General features: G+C 70.3%; 20 protein-coding genes. 15 read left to right on the top strand and 5 right to left on the bottom strand.

Translation table 11 applies throughout. From position 1 onward, the window contains the following. The first annotated feature begins 290 nt into the window (after nucleotides 1-290). The 6 genes from OC490_RS37165 to OC490_RS37190 all read left to right on the top strand — a co-directional run bounded on the left by OC490_RS37165 (nucleotide 291) and on the right by OC490_RS37190 (nucleotide 9,364). Entirely contained in the window at nucleotides 291-2,264 is a 1,974-nt protein-coding gene (locus OC490_RS37165; protein ID WP_262062453.1) for a glycogen debranching N-terminal domain-containing protein, read from the top strand. A 130-nt stretch (nucleotides 2,265-2,394) separates the two neighbouring features. After that, entirely contained in the window at nucleotides 2,395-3,153 is a 759-nt protein-coding gene (locus tag OC490_RS37170; protein WP_200716443.1) for an NUDIX hydrolase, read from the top strand. A gap of 91 nt (nucleotides 3,154-3,244) precedes the next feature. Beyond that, the gene (locus OC490_RS37175; protein ID WP_262062454.1) at nucleotides 3,245-5,347 is read left to right on the top strand and encodes an ATP-binding cassette domain-containing protein; all 2,103 of its coding nucleotides are present in this window, start codon (nucleotides 3,245-3,247) and stop codon (nucleotides 5,345-5,347) included. 163 nt (nucleotides 5,348-5,510) lie between these two features. Further along, nucleotides 5,511-6,398 (top strand): FadR/GntR family transcriptional regulator, encoded by an 888-nt coding sequence (locus tag OC490_RS37180; protein ID WP_262062455.1) that lies wholly within the window; start codon nucleotides 5,511-5,513, stop codon nucleotides 6,396-6,398. Between the two features lie 433 nt (nucleotides 6,399-6,831). Beyond that, on the top strand, nucleotides 6,832-8,373 hold the full coding sequence (locus tag OC490_RS37185) for an RNA polymerase sigma factor (protein ID WP_200709968.1): 1,542 nt from the start codon (nucleotides 6,832-6,834) through the stop codon (nucleotides 8,371-8,373). Nucleotides 8,374-8,506: 133 nt separating this feature from the next. Beyond that, nucleotides 8,507-9,364, top strand: a complete 858-nt coding sequence (locus OC490_RS37190; protein WP_262062456.1) for a S1 family peptidase — start codon at nucleotides 8,507-8,509, stop codon at nucleotides 9,362-9,364. A gap of 117 nt (nucleotides 9,365-9,481) precedes the next feature. Here OC490_RS37190 and OC490_RS37195 read toward each other — a convergent pair whose 3' ends face one another. After that, entirely contained in the window at nucleotides 9,482-9,715 is a 234-nt protein-coding gene (locus tag OC490_RS37195) for a hypothetical protein (RefSeq protein ID WP_019072919.1), read from the bottom strand. 442 nt (nucleotides 9,716-10,157) lie between these two features. Between OC490_RS37195 and OC490_RS37200 the strand changes: the two genes are divergently transcribed. The 6 genes from OC490_RS37200 (at nucleotide 10,158) to OC490_RS37225 (ending at nucleotide 17,105) form a co-directional block, all read left to right on the top strand. Next, entirely contained in the window at nucleotides 10,158-12,278 is a 2,121-nt protein-coding gene (locus OC490_RS37200; protein ID WP_262062457.1) for a type IIA DNA topoisomerase subunit B, read from the top strand. Between the two features lie 252 nt (nucleotides 12,279-12,530). Beyond that, nucleotides 12,531-13,055, top strand: coding sequence for a DUF1453 domain-containing protein (locus OC490_RS37205; RefSeq protein ID WP_262062458.1), 525 nt, complete (start codon nucleotides 12,531-12,533; stop codon nucleotides 13,053-13,055). Then, a complete protein-coding gene (locus tag OC490_RS37210; protein ID WP_262062459.1) occupies nucleotides 13,052-14,203 on the top strand; it encodes a sensor histidine kinase in 1,152 nt (383 codons plus the stop codon). Before OC490_RS37205 ends, OC490_RS37210 begins: the two co-directional genes overlap by 4 nt. Continuing rightward, a complete protein-coding gene (locus OC490_RS37215; RefSeq protein WP_262062460.1) occupies nucleotides 14,200-14,886 on the top strand; it encodes a response regulator transcription factor in 687 nt (228 codons plus the stop codon). Before OC490_RS37210 ends, OC490_RS37215 begins: the two co-directional genes overlap by 4 nt. Before the next feature lie 69 nt (nucleotides 14,887-14,955). Further along, the gene (locus OC490_RS37220; protein ID WP_262062461.1) at nucleotides 14,956-15,516 is read left to right on the top strand and encodes a DUF485 domain-containing protein; all 561 of its coding nucleotides are present in this window, start codon (nucleotides 14,956-14,958) and stop codon (nucleotides 15,514-15,516) included. After that, on the top strand, nucleotides 15,513-17,105 hold the full coding sequence (locus OC490_RS37225; RefSeq protein WP_262062462.1) for a cation acetate symporter: 1,593 nt from the start codon (nucleotides 15,513-15,515) through the stop codon (nucleotides 17,103-17,105). The genes OC490_RS37220 and OC490_RS37225 overlap by 4 nt, the downstream gene beginning before the upstream one ends. Before the next feature lie 57 nt (nucleotides 17,106-17,162). Here the strand turns inward: OC490_RS37225 and OC490_RS37230 are convergent, their stop codons facing one another. After that, complete coding sequence (locus OC490_RS37230; protein ID WP_262062463.1) at nucleotides 17,163-17,855, bottom strand: response regulator; 693 nt, start codon at nucleotides 17,853-17,855, stop codon at nucleotides 17,163-17,165. 159 nt (nucleotides 17,856-18,014) lie between these two features. Between OC490_RS37230 and OC490_RS37235 the strand changes: the two genes are divergently transcribed. The 3 genes from OC490_RS37235 to OC490_RS37245 all read left to right on the top strand — a co-directional run bounded on the left by OC490_RS37235 (nucleotide 18,015) and on the right by OC490_RS37245 (nucleotide 20,835). Further along, the gene (locus OC490_RS37235; RefSeq protein ID WP_200709977.1) at nucleotides 18,015-18,830 is read left to right on the top strand and encodes an ABC transporter ATP-binding protein; all 816 of its coding nucleotides are present in this window, start codon (nucleotides 18,015-18,017) and stop codon (nucleotides 18,828-18,830) included. Further along, nucleotides 18,820-19,698, top strand: a complete 879-nt coding sequence (locus OC490_RS37240) for an ABC transporter permease (protein WP_262062464.1) — start codon at nucleotides 18,820-18,822, stop codon at nucleotides 19,696-19,698. Before OC490_RS37235 ends, OC490_RS37240 begins: the two co-directional genes overlap by 11 nt. 75 nt (nucleotides 19,699-19,773) lie before the next feature. Next, on the top strand, nucleotides 19,774-20,835 hold the full coding sequence (locus tag OC490_RS37245; RefSeq protein ID WP_262062465.1) for an ABC transporter substrate-binding protein: 1,062 nt from the start codon (nucleotides 19,774-19,776) through the stop codon (nucleotides 20,833-20,835). A gap of 12 nt (nucleotides 20,836-20,847) precedes the next feature. On the opposite strand, the gene OC490_RS37250 is transcribed toward OC490_RS37245, so the two are convergent. From OC490_RS37250 to OC490_RS37260, 3 genes are all read right to left on the bottom strand, one after another. Beyond that, nucleotides 20,848-21,528, bottom strand: coding sequence for a response regulator (locus OC490_RS37250; RefSeq protein WP_262062466.1), 681 nt, complete (start codon nucleotides 21,526-21,528; stop codon nucleotides 20,848-20,850). Beyond that, nucleotides 21,525-23,195 carry a sensor histidine kinase gene (locus OC490_RS37255; RefSeq protein WP_262062467.1) on the bottom strand — a complete coding sequence of 557 codons (1,671 nt, stop codon included), beginning with the start codon at nucleotides 23,193-23,195 and terminating at the stop codon, nucleotides 21,525-21,527. Before OC490_RS37255 ends, OC490_RS37250 begins: the two co-directional genes overlap by 4 nt. Nucleotides 23,196-23,333: 138 nt before the next feature. Next, nucleotides 23,334-24,272: a sucrase ferredoxin gene (locus tag OC490_RS37260; RefSeq protein WP_262062468.1), complete on the bottom strand. Its 939-nt coding sequence runs from the start codon at nucleotides 24,270-24,272 to the stop codon at nucleotides 23,334-23,336. Nucleotides 24,273-24,317: the final 45 nt, after the last annotated feature.

The raw sequence follows: 24,317 nt of genomic DNA on the forward strand, positions 1-24,317 counted from the left end.
CGCCCATGCATCAGCCGACGCCGCCCTCCGATGCCGACGACAGCCCTGACTCCGGTGCCCCCGCACCACTCGCGCACCAGGACCGGCGCCTCGCTTCCCTCACCGGCCAAGACGGACGCTTGTCGCAGCCGTCGCAGCCGTCGCAGCCGTCGCAGCCGTCGCAGCCGTCGCAGCGGCCGGTGGAGGGCTCGGAGCCCGGCCGCATCCGCCGTCCACCACCACCCCCTTCCCGGTCTCCGTCCCCGCTCCGGTCCTCATCCCTCTCCCCGCCGCAGAGCCCCGTGCCGCGCATGCCTCGTCCGACGCCCCGCCGTTCCGTCGAACTGCCGCCCACCCACAACACGCTGATCTGCGTCGCCCTCCCGGGGCTCGCCGTTTCCACCGAGCAGGGTCAGTTGAACGGCCTGGGACTGGAGGGGTTCTACCGTGCGGGCCGGCGGGTGCTCTCCCGCTGTCAGGTGCGGGTGGCCGGACGTGAACCGCTGGCGGTGCAGGCCAGGATGACGGCGGCCGACCGCGCGCGCTTCGTGGGAACCGTACGGGTCGCCCCTGACTGCGGCCCGGACCCCGACCTCGTGGTCGAGCGGACCCGGCACGCCGACGGTACGGAGCGCATCACACTGCGCAGCGTGTCCTGGCGCCCGCTGCGCCTGCCGGTCGAGGTAGCGCTCGGCACCGACCTGGCGGACCTGGGCGCGATTGCCGCGGGCAGCACGGGACCCGAACTGCCGGCCAGCGTGCACGACTCCGGGCTGCGCTGGTCCGGTGCCACCGGGAACTCGACGGTCACCGCCGATCCGCCACCCGCCGACGCGCTGGCCTCCGCGGGGCTACTGCGCTGGGAGTTCGAACTGCCACCGGGCGGTACGGCGAGCGTGGAACTGCGGGTACGCCCGGACCGCGCGGGACCGGTCCGGGCCGTGGGCCACGGGGCGACCAGCCCACTGGCCTCCGCACGGGCGGCCGGTGACGACCCCCGTGCCGAGGCACTTCTGCGAACCAGCGTCGAGGATCTCCAGGCACTGCTGCTGCGTGACCCCGCACATCCCTCCAACACACACCTCGCGGCCGGAGCGCCCTGGCGATGCGGTCTGGCCCCGGCGGAGTCGCTCACGGCGGCCCGTATGACACTGCCCCTCGGTACGCGGCTCGCCGCGGGCACACTGCGGACCCTGGCCCGGACCCAACTCCCGCGCTCCGAAGCACAGTTCGGAATGATCCCGGGACCGCGCCGCGATGCCGGCGCTCATCTGCCGCCGGGCTGCACGGGGACGGAGGCGACCCTGCTCTTCCCGGTGTTGCTTGCGGAGGCCCGCCGCTGGGGGCTCCCGGAGCAGGAGACACAGGAGTTACTGCCGGCCGCCGAGCGCTGTCTGACCTGGCTGCGGACCACTGTGGGCGACGGTACCTATCTGCGCGATCCGCACCCGGGTGGACCGGTCCGCTGCGAGACACAGGCCCACGCCCACCGGGCAGCACTGCTCGGAGCCGATCTGCTGGACGCGTTCGGCAGACCCGGCGGTGCCGAACTCCGGCAATGGGCCCAGGAGTTGCGCACCGCCTTCCGTACGGACTTCTGGATCGGAGACCTGGGCGGTGGTCGCCCGGCAGCGGCCCGGGTTTCGGACGGACGCCTCGTACCGCACCTCGGCGCGACCGCGGCCCATCTCCTGGACACCGGACTGCTGGGCGGCGGCGAGTACGCGCCCGGTCTGCTCGACAAGGCGCGGGCCGAACAACTCGCCCGGCTGCTCGGAAGCCCGGCGATGGACTCGGGCTGGGGACTGCGCGGCCTGGGGGCGAAGGAACCGGGATTCAGCCCGTTCGGCCACCGGAGCGGCGCCGTGCGGGTCCAGGAGACGGCGATCGCCGTCGCGGGCCTGGCCGCCGGCGGCTACGAGAAGGAGGCCACCTCCCTGTTGCGGGGCGTTCTGGCGGCGGCCGAGGCGTTCGGACACCGGCTCCCTGAGATGTACGCGGGGGAGCATCGGACGGAGGGGAGCGCTCCCCTTCCGCACCCGGCTGCCTGCCGTCCGGCGGCCACGGCAGCCGCCGCCGGAGTGCTGCTGCTGACCACCCTCGCGGGCATTCGCCCCGACGCCCCCGCCCGGACGGTCACCCTCCGCCCGGTCCGCAGCGCGCCCCTGGGCGAGCTCGGCCTGACGGGACTGCGGATCGCCGGCGCCCCCTTCTCCGTACGGGTCGGTCGACTCGGTGTCGCCATGGTCGAGGAGGCAGCCGAAGGACTGCAATTGGGAGCGTGACCTCGCACGAGTCCCTGTCGGCCGACGGCCGGAAACGGAGGATCAACCACGTATCGCACCGAAGTGGATCAGTCACGGCGGTACCGACGAAGGGAGTGTTTATCGTCAGGCAGACGACTATGATCGCCGCATGTCCTACGACCCGTCAGCGTATCCGCCCTTCGCCGTCACCGTGGACCTGGTCGTGCTGACCGTGCGCCGCCATGCTCTGTGCGGGCTGGCGGTACGCAGGGGTGAGCCGCCCTTTCAGGGGCGCTGGGCGCTACCCGGCGGTTTCGTGCGGGCCGACGAGGATCTGGCCCAGGCCGCCGCCCGCGAACTGGCCGAGGAGACGGGGCTGCGCGCCCACGACCCGGCGGTCCCCGTCCAGGACAATGGAGCGCACCTGGAGCAGCTCGCGACCTACGGCGACCCCAAGCGCGACCCGCGGATGCGCGTCGTCAGCGTCGCCCACCTCGCGCTCGCCCCCGACCTGCCGGCACCCCGCGCAGGCGGCGACGCGAGCAACGCGCGCTGGGCGCCCGTCGAGGAGTTGCTGCAACAGGGCGGGTTCGGGCGCGACGGCGATCCGGTGGCGCCGCTCGCCTTCGATCACGCGCAGATCCTGTCCGACGGGGTGGAGCGCGCCCGTTCGAAGATCGAGTACTCGTCCCTGGCCACGGCGTTCTGCCCCACCGAATTCACCGTCGGTGAACTGCGCCGCGTCTACGAGGCGGTGTGGGGGGTGGCGCTCGACCCGCGCAACTTCCACCGCAAGGTGACCGGCACGCCCGGCTTCCTCGTCCCGACCGGCGGTACGACGACCCGTCAGGGTGGGCGCCCGGCGCAGCTGTTCCGGGCCGGTGGGGCCACGCTGCTCAACCCGCCGATGCTGCGTCCCGAGGTGTGACGCCGTAGCGCCTCGACCGGGGCGATCAAGCGTTGCGGTGCGGGCCGTTCGGTGCCCGAAAAAACGGACATAGCGCGCTATCTTGCTGTGGGTGATCCAGGCCTTCGGACTGACCAGCAACGCCCGCAAGGAGCATCCCCCCGCCATCGACGACGTCTCCTTCGAGGCCCGTGCGGGCAGTGTCACCGCACTCCTCGGAGCACCGGGCGCGGGGAAGACGACCGCGCTCAGGCTCATGCTAGAGCTGCAACAGGGGCGTGGAATCAGCTACTTCAGGGGCCGCCCCCTGCATCGCATCGCCCACCCGTCGCGCGAGGTCGGCGTACTCCTGGGCGACGTGCCGGGACATCCGGCCCGCTCGGTCCGCGGCCACCTGCGGATGCTGTGTGCCGCGGCGGGTGTGCCGGCCCGGCGGGCCGACGAGGTCCTCGAAGTGGTCGGCCTCGTCAGCCTGCGCGACGAACGCCTCGGCAGCCTCGCCCGCGGCATGGACCGCCGCCTGGGCCTCGCCTGCGCCCTGCTGTCCGACCCGCACACGCTGGTGCTGGACGAACCCGCGGACGCGCTCTCCGCCCGCGAAAGCCGTTGGTTGTACGGCATGCTGCGCGCGCACGCCGCCCAGGGTGGCACGGTCCTGTTCAGCACGGCCGAACCCAAGGAGGCCGCCCGCAGCGCCGACCGGGTCGTCACCCTCGAACAGGGCAGGCTCGTCGCCGATCAGGAGGCGGGAGACTTCGCCCGGACCCGGCTGCGCCCCCGCGTCGCTGTCCGCACCCCACACGCCGCCCGCCTCGCCGCCCTCCTCACCAAGGAGGCCCGCACCGCGCACCGCTCCGTCGAAGTCGTACGGGAGAACGGCAACCGCCTTTCCGTGTACGGCAGTTCGTGCGCGGACGTCGGCGAGACGGCGTTCCGGCACGGCATCCTCGTACATCAACTCGCCGACGAGATCGGCGACATGGGGCCCGGGGCCGGAACGTCCCTCCACGGCGAGCCGGAAACCGGCGGCGAGCCGCGCGTGCCGGCCCCCTCAACGCCGGCCGTGACGACACCGCCCCGCATGGACGTGCCGTCCGCCGAGGCGCCGTCGCCCCCGATCACACCTGCGTCGCCCACCTCCGAGCCCTCCGCCGCCGAAGAACCGGAACCTGTCGCACAAGCCCACCCGTCGTACGAGACTCAGGCAACTGCCGTCAGTCCCCTGCGGGACACCGCCGTTGACCCCGAGGCTCAGCCGACCACGACAAGCGCCCCGACCACACGCAGCCCTCGCGCGCCGAGTCCCGTCCCCTCCCGACTGGTCCCGCTCATCGACCCCGAAGAGGCGACCGGCACCCTTCCCCGCGCGCGTGCCCCGCGTTCTTCGCGAGCCGTCACCCTCGACGCCCTGTCCCCGCTCCCGCCCCCCATCTCCGTCCGCTCCGCCCCCAGTCCGCTGCGTCCGCTCCGCTACGAGCTGCGCCGGGCCACCGGTATCGGCACCGGGTTCCTGACCGGGACCGCCGTACTCGTCGTGTCCGCCCTCACCGCACTGCTGTTGGCCCGCATCGGGCACACCCCGCAGTCGCGACTGCTGGCCGCGTGGCCACGGGAACTGCCGCTGCCGCCCGCGGCGCTGGGCGCGGGACTGCTCGGGGCGTTCGCCTTCGGCGACGAGTTCCGTCACCCTGCCCTGGCGGCGGACCGCGGCACCGTGCCCCGGCGGATGGGGCTGCTCCTCGCGAAGCTCCTCGTCTCCGCGGCCACCGCGCTGCTGCTGGGGTTCCTCACGGTGGGCTGCGACGCCGAAGTGCTCTATCTCGTATACGGACGGGAGCTCGCGCAGGTTCCCGCCGACTGGCTTTCGACGAGCGCGAGTTGGATCGGCCTCCTCGTCGGGTGCGCCTGGGCCGGAGTGCTGGCCGCGGGCATCTTCCGGTCCACCACGGCCGGGCTCGCCGCGGTGGTCGCCGTACCGATTCTCGTCGTACCCCTCGTGCACAAGGCACTGGAGGGGCCTGCCGTGCCGGCCGCGGCAGGCCTTCCCCTGCGATTGCGGAAGGTGTTCCTGCTGCAGTGGCCCTTCGGGGGTCAGCGGTATCTGTCCGCGGCGGCGCGAGTGATGGTCCAACCCGTGGGCGGGGCACTGACGTTGTCGCTGACCGCCCTGCTCTGCGCGTATCTGCTCACGACCCTGCGTAGCAGGGTCCGATGACGACCGTGCGCACCCTTCGGGTCCCGTGTCTGCGCACAACTCCCCGGAGAAAGCCCATTTCTTTCCGATAAGGCGTCAATTGCGACGGGGTGAGCGATCACCCTTTCGTGTGCTTTTCACCAAAGACCTCAAGGGAGTTGGAGCCAGCGCCGACAAAGGATCCGTGAGTACCCTTGCGCACACCATGATGACCGCCGCCCGCTCCGCAGACTCCGGTCTCGCCGGCCCGGGCGAACTCGACCGCTACCCCTATGCCGAGGCGCCCGTCACCGAGCGCCTCGGAGCCCCTTCCTGGGACGGTTCCGACCCCGAGCTGGGTCGCGTGGGCCGTCGTGCCACGGGCAGCCGCGGACGCGGACTGCACGGCCAACTCGTCCAGCAGCTGGGCCAGATGATCGTTTCCGGCGACCTGGGCGCCGACCGCCCGCTGGTGCCCGAGGAGATCGGCCAACGTTTCGAGGTCTCCCGCACCGTCGTCCGTGAGTCGCTCCGCGTTCTGGAGGCCAAGGGCCTGGTCAGCGCTCGCCCGAACGTCGGCACGCGCGTGCGTCCCGTCAGCGACTGGAACCTCCTCGACCCGGACATCATCGAGTGGCGCGCCTTCGGCCCGCAGCGCGACAACCAGCGCCGCGAGCTGAGCGAGCTGCGCTGGACGATCGAGCCGCTCGCCGCGCGCCTCGCCGCCGGGCACGGGCGTGAGGATGTCCAGCAGCGCCTCTCCGACATGGTCGAGATCATGGGTCACGCCATGGCGCAGGGTGACGCGCTGACCTTCTCCCGCGCGGACGCCGAGTTCCACTCGCTGCTCATCCAGGTCGCGGGCAACCGCATGCTGGAGCACCTTTCCGGGATCGTCTCCTCGGCCCTCCAGGTCTCCGGCGGCCCGGTCACGGGCTGTGACCGCCCGACCGACGCGTCCCTGGCGCACCACGCCCGGATCGTCGACGCCCTCGCCGCCGGCGACGGTGCGGCGGCCGAGGCGGCCATGCGGCAGCTGCTCATCGTGCACCCCGAGGTGGAGCGCGTGGTGCCCGCCCCGCGCGAACACTGACGCGCGCGTGGTGGTCGGCGCGGTCGCGGTGCGCCGCGCTCTCGTGGCGCCGCCCGGCCTGGTCGCCGTCTCCCGCCGGACCCCGCAGGATCCTCCAGGGAACCGGCGGGGTCCGGCGGTGCGACGGGGTGCCGGATCTCGCTGAGAAGTGTCTCTCGCAGCCCTGGGTGACCTCCTCTGCCCATGTCTGACCGTTTTTGAGCGCTTACGGGGTGTGACTCGGGCCACGCAGATTGGGCGTAACGCTCGCGGGAACTGCGCGATGACCTAAGAGGTGACAGCCGCGGAAGGGAATACGGACGCCGTTCAAGGCGCTGTGATTCTTCCCGGCCCCAGCCCGCGCCGTCGGCCCATCCCCAAGTCGGCGGTCGTCGGCTCCTGTCCGTACCGGACGGGGCCGGAAGCCGTTTTCCATCGTTCCGAGAGGTTGTTCGTGTCGGCCAGCACATCCCGTACGCTCCCGCCGGAGATCGCCGAGTCCGTCTCTGTCATGGCGCTCATCGAGCGGGGAAAGGCTGAGGGGCAGATCGCCGGCGATGACGTGCGTCGGGCCTTCGAAGCTGACCAGATTCCGGCCACTCAGTGGAAGAACGTACTGCGCAGCCTCAACCAGATCCTCGAGGAAGAGGGTGTGACGCTGATGGTCAGTGCCGCGGAGCCCAAGCGCACCCGAAAGAGCGTCGCAGCGAAGAGTCCGGCCAAGCGCACCGCCACCAAGACGGTCGCCGCGAAGACGGTGACCGCCAAGAAGGCCACCGCCACCGCGACTCCGGCGGCGCCCCTCGCCGACGCTCCCGCCGAGGACGACGCCCAGAGGGCCGCTGCCAAGAAGGCGGCGCCCGCCAAGAAGGCGGTCGCCAAGAAGGTCGCCGCCAAGAAGACGACTGCTGCGGCGGCCAAGAAGACCAGCGCCAAGAAGGACGACGCCGAGCTCGTCGACGACGAGGCCGCCGAGGAGACCCCCGGCAAGACCGGGGACGAGCCCGAGGGCGCCGAGAGCGCCGGCTTCGTGCTCTCCGACGAGGACGAGGACGACGCGCCCGCGCAGCAGGTCGCCGCTGCCGGTGCCACCGCCGACCCCGTCAAGGACTACCTCAAGCAGATCGGCAAGGTCCCCCTCCTCAACGCCGAGCAGGAGGTCGAGCTCGCCAAGCGCATCGAGGCCGGTCTGTTCGCCGAGGACAAGCTGGCCAACGCGGACAAGCTCGCCCCCAAGCTCAAGCGCGAGCTGGAGATCATCGCCGAGGACGGCCGCCGCGCCAAGAACCACCTCCTGGAGGCCAACCTCCGTCTGGTGGTCTCCCTGGCCAAGCGCTACACCGGCCGCGGAATGCTCTTCCTGGACCTCATCCAGGAGGGCAACCTCGGTCTGATCCGCGCGGTCGAGAAGTTCGACTACACCAAGGGCTACAAGTTCTCCACGTACGCCACCTGGTGGATCCGTCAGGCGATCACCCGCGCGATGGCCGACCAGGCCCGCACCATCCGTATCCCGGTGCACATGGTCGAGGTCATCAACAAGCTCGCGCGCGTGCAGCGTCAGATGCTCCAGGACCTGGGCCGCGAGCCCACTCCGGAGGAGCTGGCCAAGGAACTCGACATGACCCCGGAGAAGGTCATCGAGGTCCAGAAGTACGGCCGCGAGCCCATCTCCCTGCACACCCCCCTGGGCGAGGACGGCGACAGCGAGTTCGGTGACCTCATCGAGGACTCCGAGGCCGTCGTCCCGGCCGACGCGGTCAGCTTCACGCTCCTCCAGGAGCAACTGCACTCCGTCCTGGACACCCTGTCCGAGCGCGAGGCCGGTGTGGTCTCGATGCGCTTCGGTCTCACCGACGGTCAGCCGAAGACCCTCGACGAGATCGGCAAGGTGTACGGGGTCACCCGTGAGCGCATCCGCCAGATCGAGTCCAAGACCATGTCGAAGCTGCGCCACCCGTCGCGTTCGCAGGTGCTGCGCGACTACCTCGACTAGGTCGTAGTCGTACTACACGGAAGGCCCGGTTTCCCCTCGGGGGGCCGGGCCTTCGTGCTGGGCCGCGGGTGCGCGGCGCGGCACGCTGGATCACTCTGGGTCTCCGATGACCATCCCAGAGTGAGGAACGTGCATGCGTCGTCCCTTTGCCCGGGCGCTGACCCGGCCGCTGGTCCTGGCGGCTGCCGCGTCCGCCATACCGCTGGTCTCCGCGGCCCCCGTGGCCGCCGACAGCATCGTCGTCGGCGGGTTCCCGGTCGATGTCTCCGAGAGCCCGTGGACGGTGGCGCTGTCCAGTCGTGACCGGTTCGGGGGTACCCGGGCGGGACAGTTCTGCGGAGGCGTCGCCGTGAGTCGGACCACCGTGCTGACCGCGGCCCACTGCATGGGCGACGACGTCCTTGGTACGCCACCGAACCGCGCGAGTGACCTCAAGGTCCTCGCGGGCCGAACGGACCTGCTCTCGGGCAACGGTCAGGCGATCGCCGTACGGGACGTGTGGGTCAATCCGGCCTACGACACCGCCAGCAACGCCGGCGACTTCGCCGTGCTCACCCTCGCCGCACCGCTGCCCCAGAGCTCGGTCATCGGGATGGCGGCGGCGGGTGACAGTGCCTACCAGCCGGGCACGGCCGCCACGGTCTACGGCTGGGGTGATCTCACCGGCGGCGGCGACTATGCGGGCAGCCTGCACGCCGCGCGCGTGCACGTGCTGCCCGACGCCCGCTGCCAGGAGGCCTACCCGGGCACCGCGGACGGCACCTACCTCCCCGAGGCCATGCTGTGCGCCGGAGAGCCCCAGGGGGGCCGTGACGCCTGCCAGGGGGACAGCGGGGGACCGCTGGTCGCGCAGGGCCGGCTGATCGGGCTGGTGTCGTGGGGCAGCGGGTGCGGGCGGGCCGGGAGCCCCGGCGTCTACACCCGGGTGTCCGACGTCCTGCGGACGCTCGGCCGCCACCGCGGCGCACCGGGGCCGCACAAGGGTGCCTGACGGCCTCTGAGGGGCATCCGTGGATACGAGGACGGGCGGCCCCGCTCCTGTGGTTTCAGGAGCGGGGCCGCCCGTCGCCGGCCTGTGCCGGTGCTGGCTCGTCGTGGACGCGAAGTGTCAGCGCTCTTCTTCAGGAGTGCTTGCTGCGGGAGCGGCGGTCAGTCGCTCCGACTCGTCCTGTATCTCAGCGGCGATCTTCTTGAGTTCCGGCTCGAACTTGCGGCCGTGGTGGGCGCAGAAGAGCAGTTCTCCGCCGCTGAGCAGGACGACGCGCAGGTATGCCTGGGCGCCGCAGCGGTCGCAGCGATCGGCGGCCGTCAGCGGGCTCGCGGGGGTCAGAACAGTAGTCACGTCGCCTCTTCTCTAGCTCGACGAGCTGTCGTACCAGGGTCAACATCCAACCAGCCCGAAAACGTTCCCGCTCTGGGCTTTTCCTCGAAAAATTCTTCCGGGGCTGCTGTCTGCTGCCGGTTGGCGGCGAATGTGCCGTATTGCGTGTCTATGTGTCTGTACGGGTTCGCGCTGTGGGTCAGGGGTCGGTCCTCCCGGCTGGGTTGCCGGTTGTTCTTGAGGACGTGCCCGGAGCCTAAATGGTTCATGCCCCGAAGGGAACGTGATATGTACTTCACTCCATCGAGGGATCGAACAGGTATACGACCCTGGACTAGTGTGAGGAGGAGACGAGGGTGGCGTTACAACGGCTCTACCAGGCCTCGGTACCCTCTGAGCGGCAACCGAAGCCGAGCCCTTACCCAAAAGGGCCTCATCTGAAATTCAGCGAGGAGCGAACCGCGTGACCGCCGAAACGTCCGTGCCGTCGACAGCGCTGCTGGCAGGAGCAGACCGGGACGGTTCCAACTACACCGCGCGGCACCTGCTCGTCCTTGAGGGGCTAGAGGCCGTACGCAAGCGCCCGGGCATGTACATCGGGTCGACCGACAGTCGTGGCCTGATGCACTGTCTGTGGGAGATCATCGACAACTCCGTGGACGAGGCCCTGGGGGGCTACTGCGACCACATCGAGGTGATCCTGCACGACGACGCCTCTGTGGAGGTCCGGGACAACGGCCGGGGCATTCCGGTCGACGTCGAGCCCAAGACCGGTCTCTCCGGCGTCGAGGTCGTCATGACCAAGCTGCACGCCGGCGGCAAGTTCGGCGGCGGCTCGTACGCCGCCTCCGGTGGTCTGCACGGCGTGGGTGCCTCCGTGGTGAATGCCCTGTCCGCGCGGCTCGACGTCGAGGTGGACCGCAACGGCAGCGTCCATGCCATCAGCTTCCGGCGCGGTGTGCCCGGCTCCTTCGCCGCCGCCGGTCCCGACGCCGCGTTCGAGCCCGGTGGCATGCGCAAGACCAAGCGGATCCCCAAGACCCGCACCGGCACGCGCGTGCGCTACTGGGCCGACCGCCAGATCTTCCTCAAGGACGCCAAGCTCTCTCTGGAGAACCTGCACCAGCGGGCCCGCCAGACCGCGTTCCTGGTGCCCGGGCTGACCCTCGTCGTCCGCGACGAGTACGGCCTCGGCGAGGGCGGCAGCAAGGGCGAGGAGTCCTTCCGCTTCGACGGCGGCATCAGCGAGTTCTGCGAGTACCTGGCGAGCGACAAGCCGGTCTGTGACGTCCTCCGCCTGTCGGGGCAGGGCACCTTCAAGGAGACGGTGCCCGTCCTGGACGACCACGGCCAGATGACGCCCACCGAGGTCACCCGCGAACTCGGCGTCGACATCGCGCTGCGCTGGGGGACCGGGTACGACACCAACCTCAAGTCGTTCGTCAACATCATCGCCACCCCCAAGGGCGGCACCCACGTCGCAGGCTTCGAGCAGGCCATCGTCAAGACGATGAACGAGGTGGCGCGCGCCAAGAAGCTGCTGCGCGTCGCCGAGGACGACGTCGTCAAGGACGACGCCCTGGAAGGCCTCACCGCGGTCGTCACCGTCCGGCTCGCCGAACCCCAGTTCGAGGGTCAGACCAAGGAGGTGCTCGGTACGTCGGCGGCCCGCCGCATCGTCACCAACGTGGTCACCAAGGAGTTCAAGGACTTCCTGACCTCGACGAAGCGCGACGCGGCGGCCCAGGCCCGCGTGGTCATGGAGAAGGCCGTCGCCGCGGCCCGCACGCGTATCGCGGCCCGCCAGCACAAGGACGCGCAGCGCCGCAAAACGGCCCTGGAGACCTCCTCACTGCCCGCCAAGCTCGCCGACTGCCGCAGCGACGACGTCGAGCGCAGCGAGCTGTTCATCGTCGAGGGAGACTCCGCGCTCGGTACCGCCAAGCTCGCCCGGAACTCCGAGTTCCAGGCGCTGCTGCCGATCCGCGGCAAGATCCTCAACGTCCAGAAGTCGTCGGTCACCGACATGCTGAAGAACGTCGAGTGCGGCGCCATCATCCAGGTCATAGGAGCGGGATCGGGCCGCACCTTCGACATCGACGCGGCCCGCTACGGCAAGATCATCATGATGACCGACGCCGATGTGGACGGCTCCCACATCCGCTGTCTGCTCCTGACCCTGTTCCAGCGCTACATGCGGCCCATGGTCGAGGCCGGCCGCGTGTTCGCCGCGGTGCCGCCGCTGCACCGCGTCGAGCTCGTCCAGCCGAAGAAGGGGCAGGACAAGTACGTCTACACGTACTCGGACCGCGAGCTGCGCGAAAAGCTCCTGGAGTTCCAGAGCAAGGGCGTCCGGTACAAGGACTCCATCCAGCGCTACAAGGGTCTCGGCGAGATGGACGCCGACCAGCTGGCCGAGACGACGATGGACCCCCGCCACCGCACCCTGCGCCGGATCAACCTCTCCGACCTGGACGCGGCCGAGCAGGTCTTCGATCTGCTGATGGGCAACGACGTGGCACCGCGCAAGGAGTTCATCTCCAGCTCGGCCGCGACACTGGACCGGTCGCGCATCGACGCGTGAACGCCGACGTGTGACCGACGGCGCCGGATATCGGCTCCGGTCCCGTTCCGAGCCCCGCCCGGGCCCGGAACCGAGGCACCGGCCGATGCCCGGCGCCGTCGGTCTGCTCCACCCGTGGGTGGAGGCTGGCATGGTCGGCGGATCCACCCACGATCCACCCTGGCGCCGATCTGCCGACCTGCGAATTTCCGTAGCTTCGAAGACGTCGGCAGCGCTCGCCGCCGACATCCCCTTCCGCTCACGGAGGCTCCGATGTCCGGGCTCGTCAACACGTTGGTGATCGTGGCCGTGGTCGCGGTGGTGATCGTGCGCCAGTTCAGCGCCCGCCGGATCGGCACCGACCGGCGCTGGTGGCTCCTCCCCGTGATCCTCGCCGTCGTGGCGCTGCGCGAACCCGGCGTACTCGACGCGCACCACCACACCGAGTCGGCCCTCCTGCTCGGCGTCGAACTGCTCATCGGGCTGGCCACCGGAGCCGGCTGGGCCTGGACCACACGCCTGTGGGTCGAGACGGACGGTTCCGTGTGGAGCAAGAGCACCAAGGCGAGCGGGGGCGTCTGGATCGTCGGGATAGCCCTGCGCGTCGGCCTCATCGCCCTGGGCGCGTTGATCGGTGTGCACCAGAACAGCTCCGCGCTGATGCTCGGTCTCGCGGCAACGCTGCTGGTCCGCTCCGGTGTCCTGGTCTGGCGTGCCCAGTCCTTCACCGGGACGGCCGGATCCGCTCCGGCGTACGGTTTCGGCATGGCGCCGCCCGCCCGGAAGGAGCGCGCGTGACGGAGAACGCGTGGACGCGCTGGCCCTCGCGGGAGGCGCTGAGCCGAGCGGGAATCACACGGTCCCGGCGGTTGCTCGCCTGGGCCGTCCGGCTGCTGGTGATCGGCATGCTGCTGTGGGGCGCCTTCACCGGCGACCACGTCCACGGCTGGGCCCTCGCCGGAGGCGTCGCCGGGATCTTCGTGACCGCGGCCCTCGCCTGGGCCTTCTGGCGCACCACCCTCGCCCACAGACTCTGGCCGTCTGTGGCACTGATCGCGGCGCTCCTTGGGGTCGCGATCGGGGGACAGGCGGCCGGTTTCACAGTCCCGGCCGTCGTGGTCTGGTGCGGTTGCGCCGTCAGCTCGCTTGAGCGGCTGCCCATCGCGGTCGCCCTGCCCGTGACATCGGTATCCCTAGCGACCTATGCCGCGGTCAACGACGACGTATGGCTGACCACCGCGGTCACGACGGGAGGGCTGGCCCTCGCCGGATACACACTCCGCCTCGACGCCGAGGCCCGGGGCAACGCACAGCGGCTGCTCGCCCAGGAACGCATGGCCCGCGCGGCCGAGGCGGAGTCCGCCGCGCTGGCGGAGCGGGCCCGTATAGCCCGGGAGATCCACGACGTGCTGGCCCACAGCCTCTCGGCCCAGCTCGTGCACCTGGAGGCGGCCCGGCTGCTGATCGAGCGGGGCGCCGACCGGGAGACGATTCTCGAACGGGTGGTGGCGGCACGGGGAATGGCCCGCGACGGCCTCGCCGAGACCCGGCAGGCCCTGTCCGCGCTGCGGGGCGAGATGACCCCGCTGGAGGACTTCCTGACCGAGATCGTCGCTACGACCGCCGGTGCAGAGGTCACCGTTACGGGTGACCGGCGGCAGCTCTCGGCCGAGGCCTCGCAGGCCGTGCGCAGGGTCGCCCAGGAGGCCCTGACGAACGTCCGCAAGCATGCCCCGGGCGCCAAGGTGCTGCTTCGGCTGGAGTACGGCGAGCACGAAGTGAGGCTGGATGTACGGGACTCGGGCGGTTCGCCCGGTGAACTGACCGGCGCGGGAGGTGGGTACGGTCTGCTGGGCATGCGGGAACGCGCCGAGCTGCTGGGCGGTTCACTGCGGGCCGAGCCGGAGGAGGAGGGATTCGTGGTGACGCTGAAGGTGCCCGCATGACGGAGGAGGTTGTGAAGAAGCCCGCGCGGGTCGTGGTCGCGGACGACCAGACCGTCGTACGGGAAGGCATCGTGATGCTGCTGGGGCTGCTGCCCGGGATCGAGGTCGTCGGCGCCGCGGGCGACGGGGACGAGGCGGTGCGGCTGGTCGCCGAACTCGCCCCGGACGTGGTCCTGATGGACCTGCGCATGCCCCGTTGTGACGGTGTCGAGGCGACCCGGCGGATCCGTGCGGAGCATCCCGGAACGCAGGTCGTGGTGCTCACGACCTTCGCGGACGACGCGTCACTCTTCCCGGCGTTGCGTGCCGGGGCACGCGGCTACCTCACCAAGGACGCGGGCGGCGACGAGATCGTACGGGCCGTGGAGAGTGTGCTCTCCGGGGACGCGGGCCTGTCGCCGAGCATCCAACGGCGGCTCCTGGAACGCCTGTCCGACCCCGAGCCGCAGCCGTCACCGGGTCCCGCCGAGCCGCCGGACGGGCTCACCGCGCGGGAGGCCGAGGTGCTGGTGCTGATCGCGGAGGGCCTGACCAACCAGGAGATCGCCCGCGAACTGCATGTCTCCACGGCGACCGTGAAGACCCACATCAACAACCTGTTCGCCAAGACGGGACTCAAGGACCGTGCGCAGGCGGTGCGTTACGCCTACGGGAAGGGGCTGGTGCGGCCACCAGCGGGTTGAGTCACCTGATGGGGTGAAGACCCCGGAGAAGAAGAGTCGGGGATCTTCCCGTTCTGTCCATCCTTGGGCATGCAGTCAAGCAACGGCCGTCCCCGCGGTGGCGCGAGTGGTCACGAGAGTCCGGCCGAGAACCACGAAGGTCATGACCTGACCCCCGCCGAGGCATCCGGAAAGGTGAGGTACCACGACCCGTGGTACGACGCACTCGCGTCCGGCTGGGGCGAGTTGGACGGTACGGGGGCGCCCGCTCCCGAGGTGCCGGCCGCACGCAGGGAGGACGATGCACCGGCGCTGCGGGCCGGGGACGTGTATCTCGACGTGCAGCGCAGTGCGGCCTTCCAGGAGGTGCGCAGCCGGTATCTGAGGTTCGTGGTGCCGGGCATGATCGTCTTCCTCACCTGGTACGTGGCGTACGTGGTGGCCGCGACGACCGCGCCCGGGCTGATGGCCCGGCCTGTGGCGGGTGCCGTGAACGTGGGGATGGTCGCGGGGCTCGGGCAGTTCGTCACCACGTTCCTGCTGACCTGGGCGTACGCCCGCCATGCGCGGCTGCGCAGGGACCGGGCCGCGCTCGAACTGCGGTGGGACACCCAGGAACTGACGCGTGGTGTACGAGGCGGTGCTTTGTGACCGGCAATCATCAGACGCTGGCGTTGCTGCTGTTCAGCGGGTTCGTCGCCGTCACCTTGGGGATCACGACCTGGGTGAGCCGCAACCGGCACGGTTCGGCGGAGGAGTTCTACGCGGGCGGGCGGCTCTTCTCCCCGATGGAGAATGGTTTTGCCATCGCGGGTGACTACATGTCGGCCGCCTCCTTCCTCGGCGTCACCGGGCTCATCGCGCTGTACGGCTACGACGGCATGCTGTACGTGGTGGGCTTCCTCGTCGCCTGGCTCGTGGTGCTGTTCCTGGTCGCCGAACTGGTGCGCAACTGCGGACGGTTCACGCTCGCCGACGTGGTCGCCGCGCGGATGAACGAGCGGCCGGTGCGGATCGCGGCGGGAACTTCCTCGGTCACCGTGTCCGTTCTGTATCTGGTGGCACAGATGGTGGGCGCGGGCAGCCTGGTGTCGCTGCTGCTGGGCGGGACCAGCCCGGCCGCGCGGGCGTGGACCGTCATCGGCGTCGGCGCGCTCATGGTGATCTATGTGTCGTTGGGAGGGATGCGGGCCACCACCTGGATCCAGATCGTCAAGGCGGTCCTGCTGCTGAGCAGCACCGTCGCGCTGACGGTGCTGGTCCTGCTGCGCTTCCACGGGAACATCGACCAGTTGCTGCTCACCGCGGCCGACCGCAGCGGTCACGGCCTGGCGTTTCTGGCGCCGGGGCTCAAGTACGGCGGGGACTGGACCGCCCGGTTCGACTTCATCAGCCTGGGCCTGGCGCTCGTGCTGGGGACGGCCGGACTGCCGCACATCCTGTCCCGCTTCTACACCGTGCCGACCGCGCGGGCCGCTCGCCGTTCGGTGATCTGGTCGATCGGGCTCGTCGGCGGTTTCTACCTGATGATGATCGTGCTCGGCTTCGCCGCAGCCGCCGTCGTCGGACCGGAAGCCCTCAAGAAGTCGAACGCGGCGGGGAACACCGCCGTGCCGCTGTTGGCGCTGGACCTGGGCGGCGGCGCCAACTCCACAGGTGGCACAGTCCTGTTCGCGATCGTCGCCGCCGTGGCCTTCGCCACGATCCTCGCGGTGGTCGCCGGCATCACGCTGGCCTCCTCCGCATCCGTGGCCCACGACCTCTACGCGTCGCTGCGACGCCGGCGTGCCAAGCCGTACAGCGAGGTGGCGGTGGCGCGGACGGCAGCCGTCGGCATCGGTGTGATCGCGATTGCGCTGGGCCTACTCGCCAGGGACCTCAACGTCGCCTTCCTGGTGGGCCTCGCTTTCGCCGTCGCCGCCTCCGCGAACCTCCCGGTGCTGCTCTACTCCCTGTTCTGGCGCGGCTTCACCACACGCGGCGCCGTCTGGGCCGTATACGGCGGACTGATCCCCGCGCTGGCCCTCGTACTGCTCTCACCGGTCGTGTCGGGCAGCCCCGAATCACTGTTCCCGGGCGTCGACTTCCAGTTCTTCCCGCTCCAGAACCCCGGCCTCGTCTCGATCCCGCTGGGCTTCCTGGCCGGCTGGCTCGGCACGGTCACCTCGCCGGAGGTCCCGGACGAGGCCAAACACGCGGAGACCGAGGTACGGGCGCTGACGGGGGCGGGGGCCGTGTAGCCGGGGCGTCCGTCGTCGTACGGACGCCGCTGACGGCCGCGCACAGTTGTCGCGCGGCTACGGCGCCCCCCAGGCGTAGCGGTGTTCCGGGCGGCCCGTGTCGCCGTACTTGAGGGAGAGGCGGAGGCGGCCGGCCTGTTCCAGGTGGCGGAGGTAGCGCTGCGCCGTGGAGCGGCTCAGGCCGGTCTCGGCGGCGACCTCGTGGGCCGAGAGCGGGTGGCCGGCGCGGTGCAGGACGCCGCAGATCAGGTCGGTGGTCGGTTCCGATTGGCCGCTCGGCAGACCGGGGGAGGCCGGTGCGGTGGTCGTGCGCAGGGCGCCGAAGATGCGGTCGACCTGCTCCTGGCCGGCGATCCCGCGCCCGCCGACACGGTCGACGGTGCGGCGCAGGGCGGCGTACGAGTCCAGGCGGGTGCGCAGCGCGGCGAACGTGAACGGCTTGACCAGGTAGTGCAGGGCGCCCAGGCGCATCGCCCGCTGCACGGTCGCCACATCGCTGGCCGCCGTGATCATGATGACGTCGGTGGTGTGGCCCTGTTGCCGCATGCGGTGGACGAGTTCGAGACCCGTCTGGTCGGGCAGATAGTGGTCGAGCAGCACCAGGTCGATGGTCCCGCGTTCCACGGTGGCCAGCGCCTGGGCAGCGCTGTGTGCGCGGGCGGTGACCCGGAAACCGGGAACCTTTCCCACGTACTTGGCGTTGATCTCGGCGACGCGGAAGTCGTCGTCCACGACCATGACGTCAATCATTGGGCCTCTTTCCTCAAGGCCAGGCGAGCGTTAAGCCCGTGTTTCGGCTCCGCAGTTGTAGCGCGAGCAAAACGAGCACAACAGGCTCTTGCGAGCAAAAGAACGGCTTGCGCCCAGAAGACTGCTGCTGTGGTCCGGGCCACATCTACGGTCCCGGCCATGAGCGCAGACACCAGCCCCGCCATCGAGCTGCGGGGCGCGAGCAAGACCTTCAGGACCCCGTCGGGGGGTCTGCACACGGCCGTACGGGGGCTTGATCTCACCGTCGGACGTGGCGAGTTCGTGGCGGTCGTGGGCCCCACGGGCTGCGGCAAGTCGACCACGCTGACCCTCGTCAGCGGCCTGGAAGAGCCCTCCGAGGGCGATGTGCTGGTGGCCGGGGAGCCTGTCTCCGGCGTCGGCGACAAGGTCGGCTTCGTCTTCCAGCAGGACGCCACCTTCCCCTGGCGAACAGTCCTGTCCAACGTCATGGCGGGCCCGCGCTTCCGTGGCGTACCGAAGGCGGAGGCCAGGGCGAAGGCGCGTGAGTGGCTGGCCCGGGTCGGGCTCTCCGCCTTCGAGGACCGCTATCCGCACCAGCTCTCCGGCGGTATGCGCAAGCGGGTCGCGCTCGCCGCGACCTTCGTCAACGACCCCGAGATCCTGCTGATGGACGAGCCGTTCTCGGCGCTCGACGTGCAGACCCGGGCGCTGATGTCGGACGAGCTCCTGGAGCTGTGGGAGGGCACCGGCGCCTCGGTCGTCTTCGTCACCCACGACCTGGAGGAGTCCATCGCGCTGGCCGACAAGGTCGTCGTGATGACCGCCGGGCCGGCCACCGTGAAGCAGGTCTTCGACATCGACCTGCCGCGGCCCCGCAAGGTCGAATCCGTGCGCCTGGAGCCGCGGTTCATCGAGATCTACCGCGAGATCTGGGAGTCCCTCGGCGAAGAGGTCCGCATCACGCGGGAGAGGGGTGCGGCCAATGTCGCCTGAGGTCATGCCCGAGGACCGGGTCGTACCGACCGCGGTCGAGCCCGGCAGCAAGACGGACCGCGCCCATTCACGCGCGCGTGCCGCCCGTAAACGCAAGCTCGGTGTCGGGGCGGCGAGAGTGCTGCTCCTGATCGCCGTCCTCGGTCTGTGGGAGGTGCTCTCCCGGGCCAAGGTCATCGATCCGTTCAACTTCTCGATGCCGTCGAAGATCTGGGACCAGATCTACACCTGGGTGATGCACGGGACCGCGCTCGGCTCCCTGGGGGAGCAGATCTGGTTCACGCTCCAGGAGGCGCTGCTGGGCTGGATCATCGGTGTCATCGCCGGTGTGGTGTTCGGTATTGCTTTGGGGCGGATCACGTTGCTCGCCGACATTCTTGGTCCATACATCAAGGTGCTCAACTCCATACCGAGGATCGTCCTCGCCCCGATCTTCGTGATCTGGTTCGGGCTCGGACCGGCCTCCAAGGTCGCGTCGGCCGTCGTACTCGTCTTCTTCCCGGTGTTCTTCAACGCCTTCCAGGGAGCCCGCGAGGTCGACCGCAACCTGGTCGCCAACGCCCGCATCCTCGGCGCCAGCGACCGCAGGGTGACCCTTCAGGTGGTCATCCCGTCCGCCACCTCCTGGATCTTCACCAGCCTCCATGTCAGCTTCGGCTTCGCCCTCATCGGCGCGATCGTCGGCGAGTACATCGGCGCCACCAAGGGCATCGGCCTGCTCGTCGCGCAGTCCCAGGGCACCTTCAACGCGGCCGGTGTGTATGCCGCGATGGTGATCCTCGCGGTCGTCGCCCTCGTCGCCGAAGGGTTCCTCACCTTCGCCGAGAACCGCATCTTCCGCTGGAAGCCGTCGGGCTCCGACAGCTGAACGGCCCCTCCTGGGGCCCCTGTTGAAGAGCCCCCTTCCTCCCCGCACCGCACCCTCACAAGGACGTGAACCGCCATGCGCAAGACCGCCAGATACGCCGCCCTGGCCGCCTCGGGCCTGCTCGCCCTCTCCTCGCTCACCGCCTGTGCCAACGACGCGGCCAGCACCGCCTCCACCGGCTCCGGCGCCAAGGGCGACGGCAAGGGCGAGAAGGTCAAGATCATGGTCGGTGGCCTGGACAAGGTCATCTACCTGCCCGCGATGCTCACCCAGCGGCTCGGCTACTTCGACGCCGAGGGCCTCGACGTCGAGCTGCTGAGCGAACCGGCCGGTGTCCAGGCCGAGACCGCGCTCGTCTCCGGGCAGGTCCAGGGAGCCGTCGGCTTCTACGACCACACGCTCGATCTGCAGGTCAAGGGCAAGTCGGTCGAGTCCGTGGTGCAGTTCTCGCAGGCGCCCGGTGAGGTGGAGGTGGTGTCCACCAAGGCGGCCGGGAAGGTCAAGTCGCCCAAGGACTTCAAGGGCAAGAAGCTCGGTGTGACCGGCCTCGGCTCCTCCACCGACTTCCTCACCAAGTACCTCGCCGTCAAGAACGGCGTCAATGTCAGCGAGTGCACCCCGGTTGCCGTAGGCGCGGGACCGACGTTCGTCGCCGCGCTCCAACAGGGCTCCATCGACGCCGGCATGACGACCGACCCGACCGTCGCGACGATCCTCGACAAGAAGGCCGGCACGATCCTCGTCGACATGCGGACGCCCGAGGGATCGCAGGCGGCGCTCGGTGGGCCGTACCCCTCGTCAAGTCTGTACATGCAGACGGACTGGGTGAACAGCCACAAGTCCACTGTGCAGAAGATGGTCAATGCATTCGTCAAGACGCTCAAATGGATGTCCACCCACAGCGCCACCGAGATCGCCGACAAGATGCCCGCGGACTACTCCCAGGGCAACAAGAACCTCTACGCCACCGCGATCAAGAGCACGCTGCCGATGTTCACCAAGGACGGCGTGATGCCGGCCAACGGTCCGGAGACCGTCGAGAAGGTGCTCAAGGCGTTCAATCCCACCATCAAGAACGCCGACGTGGACCTCGACAAGACGTACACGACCGAGTTCGTGAAGAACGCGACGGGCTGACCGGCCGCGCCCTCAGACGCGGGTCGCCCACACGTAACGGTGTTCCGGGCGGCCCGCGTCGCCGTATTTGAGCGTCAGCCTGGCCCGTCCGGTGCGCTCCAGGAGCTTCAGATAGCGCTGGGCGGTCTGCCGGCTCACCCCGGTGCGGTCGGCGATCTCCTGGGCGGACAGGGGGCCTTCGGCGTTCATCAGGGACTGGCGCACGAGTTCCGCGGTCGTGGGGGAGTGCCCCTTGGGCAGCCCGGGCTCCGACGGCGCGGACAGGGCGCCGAAGATGCGGTCCACCTCGGCCTGTTCGGCCTCGCCACCGCCGTCGAGGGTGCGGCGCAGTTCGGCGTACGCCTCCAGTTTGGCCCGCAGGCCCGCGAAGGCGAACGGCTTCACCAAATACTGCAGCGCGCCCTGCCGCATCGCCGCCTGCACGGTCGTCACGTCCCGGGCCGCCGTCACCATGATGACGTCGCTCTGGTGGCCACGTCGGCGCATCTCCTGGACCACCGCGAGCCCGGTGTCGTCGGGCAGATAGTGGTCCAGCAGCACCAGGTCCAGCCGGGGCAGCGTCTCCAGTCTGTTCAGCGCTTCGGCGGCGCTGTGCGCCTCGGCCGCGACATGGAAGCCCGGCACCTTCTCGACGTAGGCGGCGTTGACCCGTGCGACCCGGGTGTCGTCGTCGACGACCAGGACCTCGATCATCGGGAGTCCTCCTCGGTGACAGGCTCCGCTGGGGCGGTGAGAGCGGGTTCCAGGTCCGGTTCGGTCAGCGCCTCGGGCAGCACGACCACGAACTCCGCGCCCCCGCCGAATGCCTCCGTCACCACCGCGCTGCCGCCCTGCCGTTCGGCGAGCCGACGCACCAGGGAGAGCCCGATTCCACGCTTGCCGTGGGCCGGTGGCTTCTTCGTGGACCATCCCTCCGTGAAGATCAACTCCCGTTGTTCCTCCGGGATTCCGGGTCCCGTGTCCCGCACTCGGAGCACTGCCGTCCGCCCTTCCGTCCGCAATTCGACCTCCACGCGTGCGTGCGGTGTGCCTCCGACGGCGTCGAGCGCGTTGTCCACCAGGTTGCCGACCACCGTGACCAACCCCCGTGGGTCGATCAGCCGGTCGGGCAGCCAGGTGCGGTCGGAGATCCACAGGGCGACGGCCCGCTCGGCCGCGACGGTCGCCTTGCCCACCAACAGGGCGGCGAGCAGGGGGTCCTGGATCTTCTCGGTGACCTGTTCGGCGGTGGCCCGGTGATCGCCGACCACCTCCCCGACGAAGTCCACGGCGTCGTCGTACATCTCCAGTTCGAGCAGCCCCAGGAGAGTGTGCATACGGTTGGCGTGTTCGTGGTCCTGGGCGCGCAGGGCGTCGATCAGGCCGTGTGTCGAGTCCAACTCCCGGCCGAGCTGCTCCAGTTCGGTGCGGTCGCGCAGGGTGGCGACGGCGCCCCCGTCGTCGGTGGGCATCCGGTTCGTGACCAGGACCCGCTGGCCCCGGACGGCGAGCAGATCGGTGCCGGTCACCCGGCCGGCCAGGACGTCGGTCGTACGCCCCTCGCCGAGCGCCTCGTCCAGGGACCGGCCGACCGCCTCGTCACCTATGCCCAGCAGCCGCCGTGCCTCGTCGTTCAGGAGCCGTATGTGGCCCGCGCGGTCCAGGGCGACGACGCCCTCCCGGATGCCGTGCAGCATCGCCTCGCGCTCCGAGAGCAGCGCCGAGATGTCCGAGAAGGCAAGGTCCCGGGTCTGCCGCTGGACCCTCCGGGAGACCAGCCAGGCCGCCAGCGCGCCGACAGCGAGAGCGCCCCCGGCGTACGCCAGCAGCCCCGGGATCGCGCCGATCAACTGTGCGCGCACACCGTCGTACTTGATGCCCACGGAGACGGCCCCGATGATCGTGCCGTCGGCGTCGCGCATGGGCACCTTGCCGCGGGCCGAACGGCCCAGGGTGCCCTTGTCGATCTCCTTGACCTCCTGACCGGCCAGCGGCTGACCGGGAGAGGTCGAGACGAACCGGCCGATCTCGCTCGGAGTCGTGTGCGACCAGCGCACGCCCCGCCAGTCCATCACCACCACGTACTCGGCCTTGGTGGCCTTCCGAATCCGCTCCGCCTCCTTCTGCACGGGCCCGTCCGCGGTCGGAGGGGTGCTCTGGAGGTCCTTGATGATCTGCGGCTGCTGCGCGGTGGTCTGGGCGATGGCCAGGGCGCGGTTCATCGCCTCCTGGTCCAGCTGCTTGCTCAGCGGCGCGAGGAACAGCCCGGTCGCCAGGACCGCGACTCCCGCGGCGATCGCCAGCTGCATCAGCAGCACCTGCGAGAACACCCGCCGCGGCAGCCCGAGGCGACGGCGGCGTGCGAGAGGGGTGGGGCTCATACCCACGAAGGTACGTGTCGGGACAGTGCCTGCCCTAGGGGTGTGGTGCGGATCTCTTGACCAATTCTTGGGGAAAGGAGCCTCCAGGAGAGGGCCGTTTCCCGAGGAAGCCGGTCAGGTGGCCCGGTGCCGGGCGAGTCAGCGCGCCGGCGCCGTCGTCAGCTCGCGCACCGCCACCACGTCCATCCGTGCCGGCGCACCGAGAACCGACGCCCCACAGCTCTCCGGCCGCGGTGGCAGCGAGGCGCCCTGGGCGACGATCACGCGCCAGTGGCGTCCGTCGGTGTGCGCGACCGTCACCTCCCAGCGGGGTGCGCCGCCCTCCGTCCGTACGACACTCAGCGCGTCCGTCGCGTACTCGCCCGTTGCCCTCCGCACGGCCAGCTCCGCCGCCTGTCCGGGCCGCTCCCAGGCCGAGGCACCCCGGCAGCCCTCGACGACCACACGGCCCTCCTGGACGCCCTGCAGGATCTCCTTGACGGCATGGGCCTCGGCGCGCCCGTACGCGTAGCCGTACGGCAGGACGAGCACCGTCGGTGAGAAACGGTGACCACCCAGATGGGTGACCTCCCAGGCGCCCTCGACCCCGGAGGCCGCCAGTTCGGCGGCGAGCGGACGGCCCAGGAGCGCGCAGCAGCGGTCGCGCTTGCCGTTGGTGCAGACGAGCGCGAGCGGATCACCGGTGTGGGCCCGCCCGCCGAGCGCCGAGCCGAACGAGTGCGGGTCACCCGCGCCGAGGGCCGCGAAGTCGAGGTCGAGCAGCTGCCGCGGGTCGGTCGTCGTGGCGCTGTGCAGCCACGCGTTTCCGGGAACGGTGTGGGCCGCGTACACCTGGCGTACCCGTGACGGCGCCGGGTCGGCGTGCCGCCCGGGACGCCGGATGAGCGCGATCCGTACGCCCGTGTTCGTGGCCGCCGTTTCCAGGGCGCCCCCCAGCGCGGGGTCCAGGTGGCTCGAAGTGAGCGCTTTGGCACCCCAAGGACCGGGCTGTTCCAGCAGCAGCCACGTCGTCGCCGTGGCCGCGGTTCCGGAAATGGGCTCGTCGAGGTCCCGAGAGACGGTCGCGCACGTACTCACAGAGGTGAGCCTAACCTGACTTGACTCGGGGCGACTTCCAGCCGG

The organism is Streptomyces sp. STR69, from assembly GCF_024519455.1.
Lineage (GTDB): Bacteria > Actinomycetota > Actinomycetes > Streptomycetales > Streptomycetaceae > Streptomyces.

Bases quoted from the DNA above. Each gene is read 5' to 3' on its own strand.
- OC490_RS37230 (WP_262062463.1), bottom strand. From the start codon at position 17,855: ATGATTGACGTCATGGTCGTGGACGACGACTTCCGCGTCGCCGAGATC.
- OC490_RS37215 (WP_262062460.1), top strand. From the start codon at position 14,200: ATGACGGAGGAGGTTGTGAAGAAGCCCGCGCGGGTCGTGGTCGCGGAC.
- OC490_RS37165 (WP_262062453.1), top strand. From the start codon at position 291: ATGCCTCGTCCGACGCCCCGCCGTTCCGTCGAACTGCCGCCCACCCAC.
- OC490_RS37205 (WP_262062458.1), top strand. From the start codon at position 12,531: ATGTCCGGGCTCGTCAACACGTTGGTGATCGTGGCCGTGGTCGCGGTG.
- OC490_RS37190 (WP_262062456.1), top strand. From the start codon at position 8,507: ATGCGTCGTCCCTTTGCCCGGGCGCTGACCCGGCCGCTGGTCCTGGCG.
- OC490_RS37245 (WP_262062465.1), top strand. From the start codon at position 19,774: ATGCGCAAGACCGCCAGATACGCCGCCCTGGCCGCCTCGGGCCTGCTC.
- OC490_RS37255 (WP_262062467.1), bottom strand. From the start codon at position 23,195: ATGAGCCCCACCCCTCTCGCACGCCGCCGTCGCCTCGGGCTGCCGCGG.
- OC490_RS37235 (WP_200709977.1), top strand. From the start codon at position 18,015: ATGAGCGCAGACACCAGCCCCGCCATCGAGCTGCGGGGCGCGAGCAAG.
- OC490_RS37240 (WP_262062464.1), top strand. From the start codon at position 18,820: ATGTCGCCTGAGGTCATGCCCGAGGACCGGGTCGTACCGACCGCGGTC.
- OC490_RS37250 (WP_262062466.1), bottom strand. From the start codon at position 21,528: ATGATCGAGGTCCTGGTCGTCGACGACGACACCCGGGTCGCACGGGTC.
- OC490_RS37220 (WP_262062461.1), top strand. From the start codon at position 14,956: ATGCAGTCAAGCAACGGCCGTCCCCGCGGTGGCGCGAGTGGTCACGAG.
- OC490_RS37170 (WP_200716443.1), top strand. From the start codon at position 2,395: ATGTCCTACGACCCGTCAGCGTATCCGCCCTTCGCCGTCACCGTGGAC.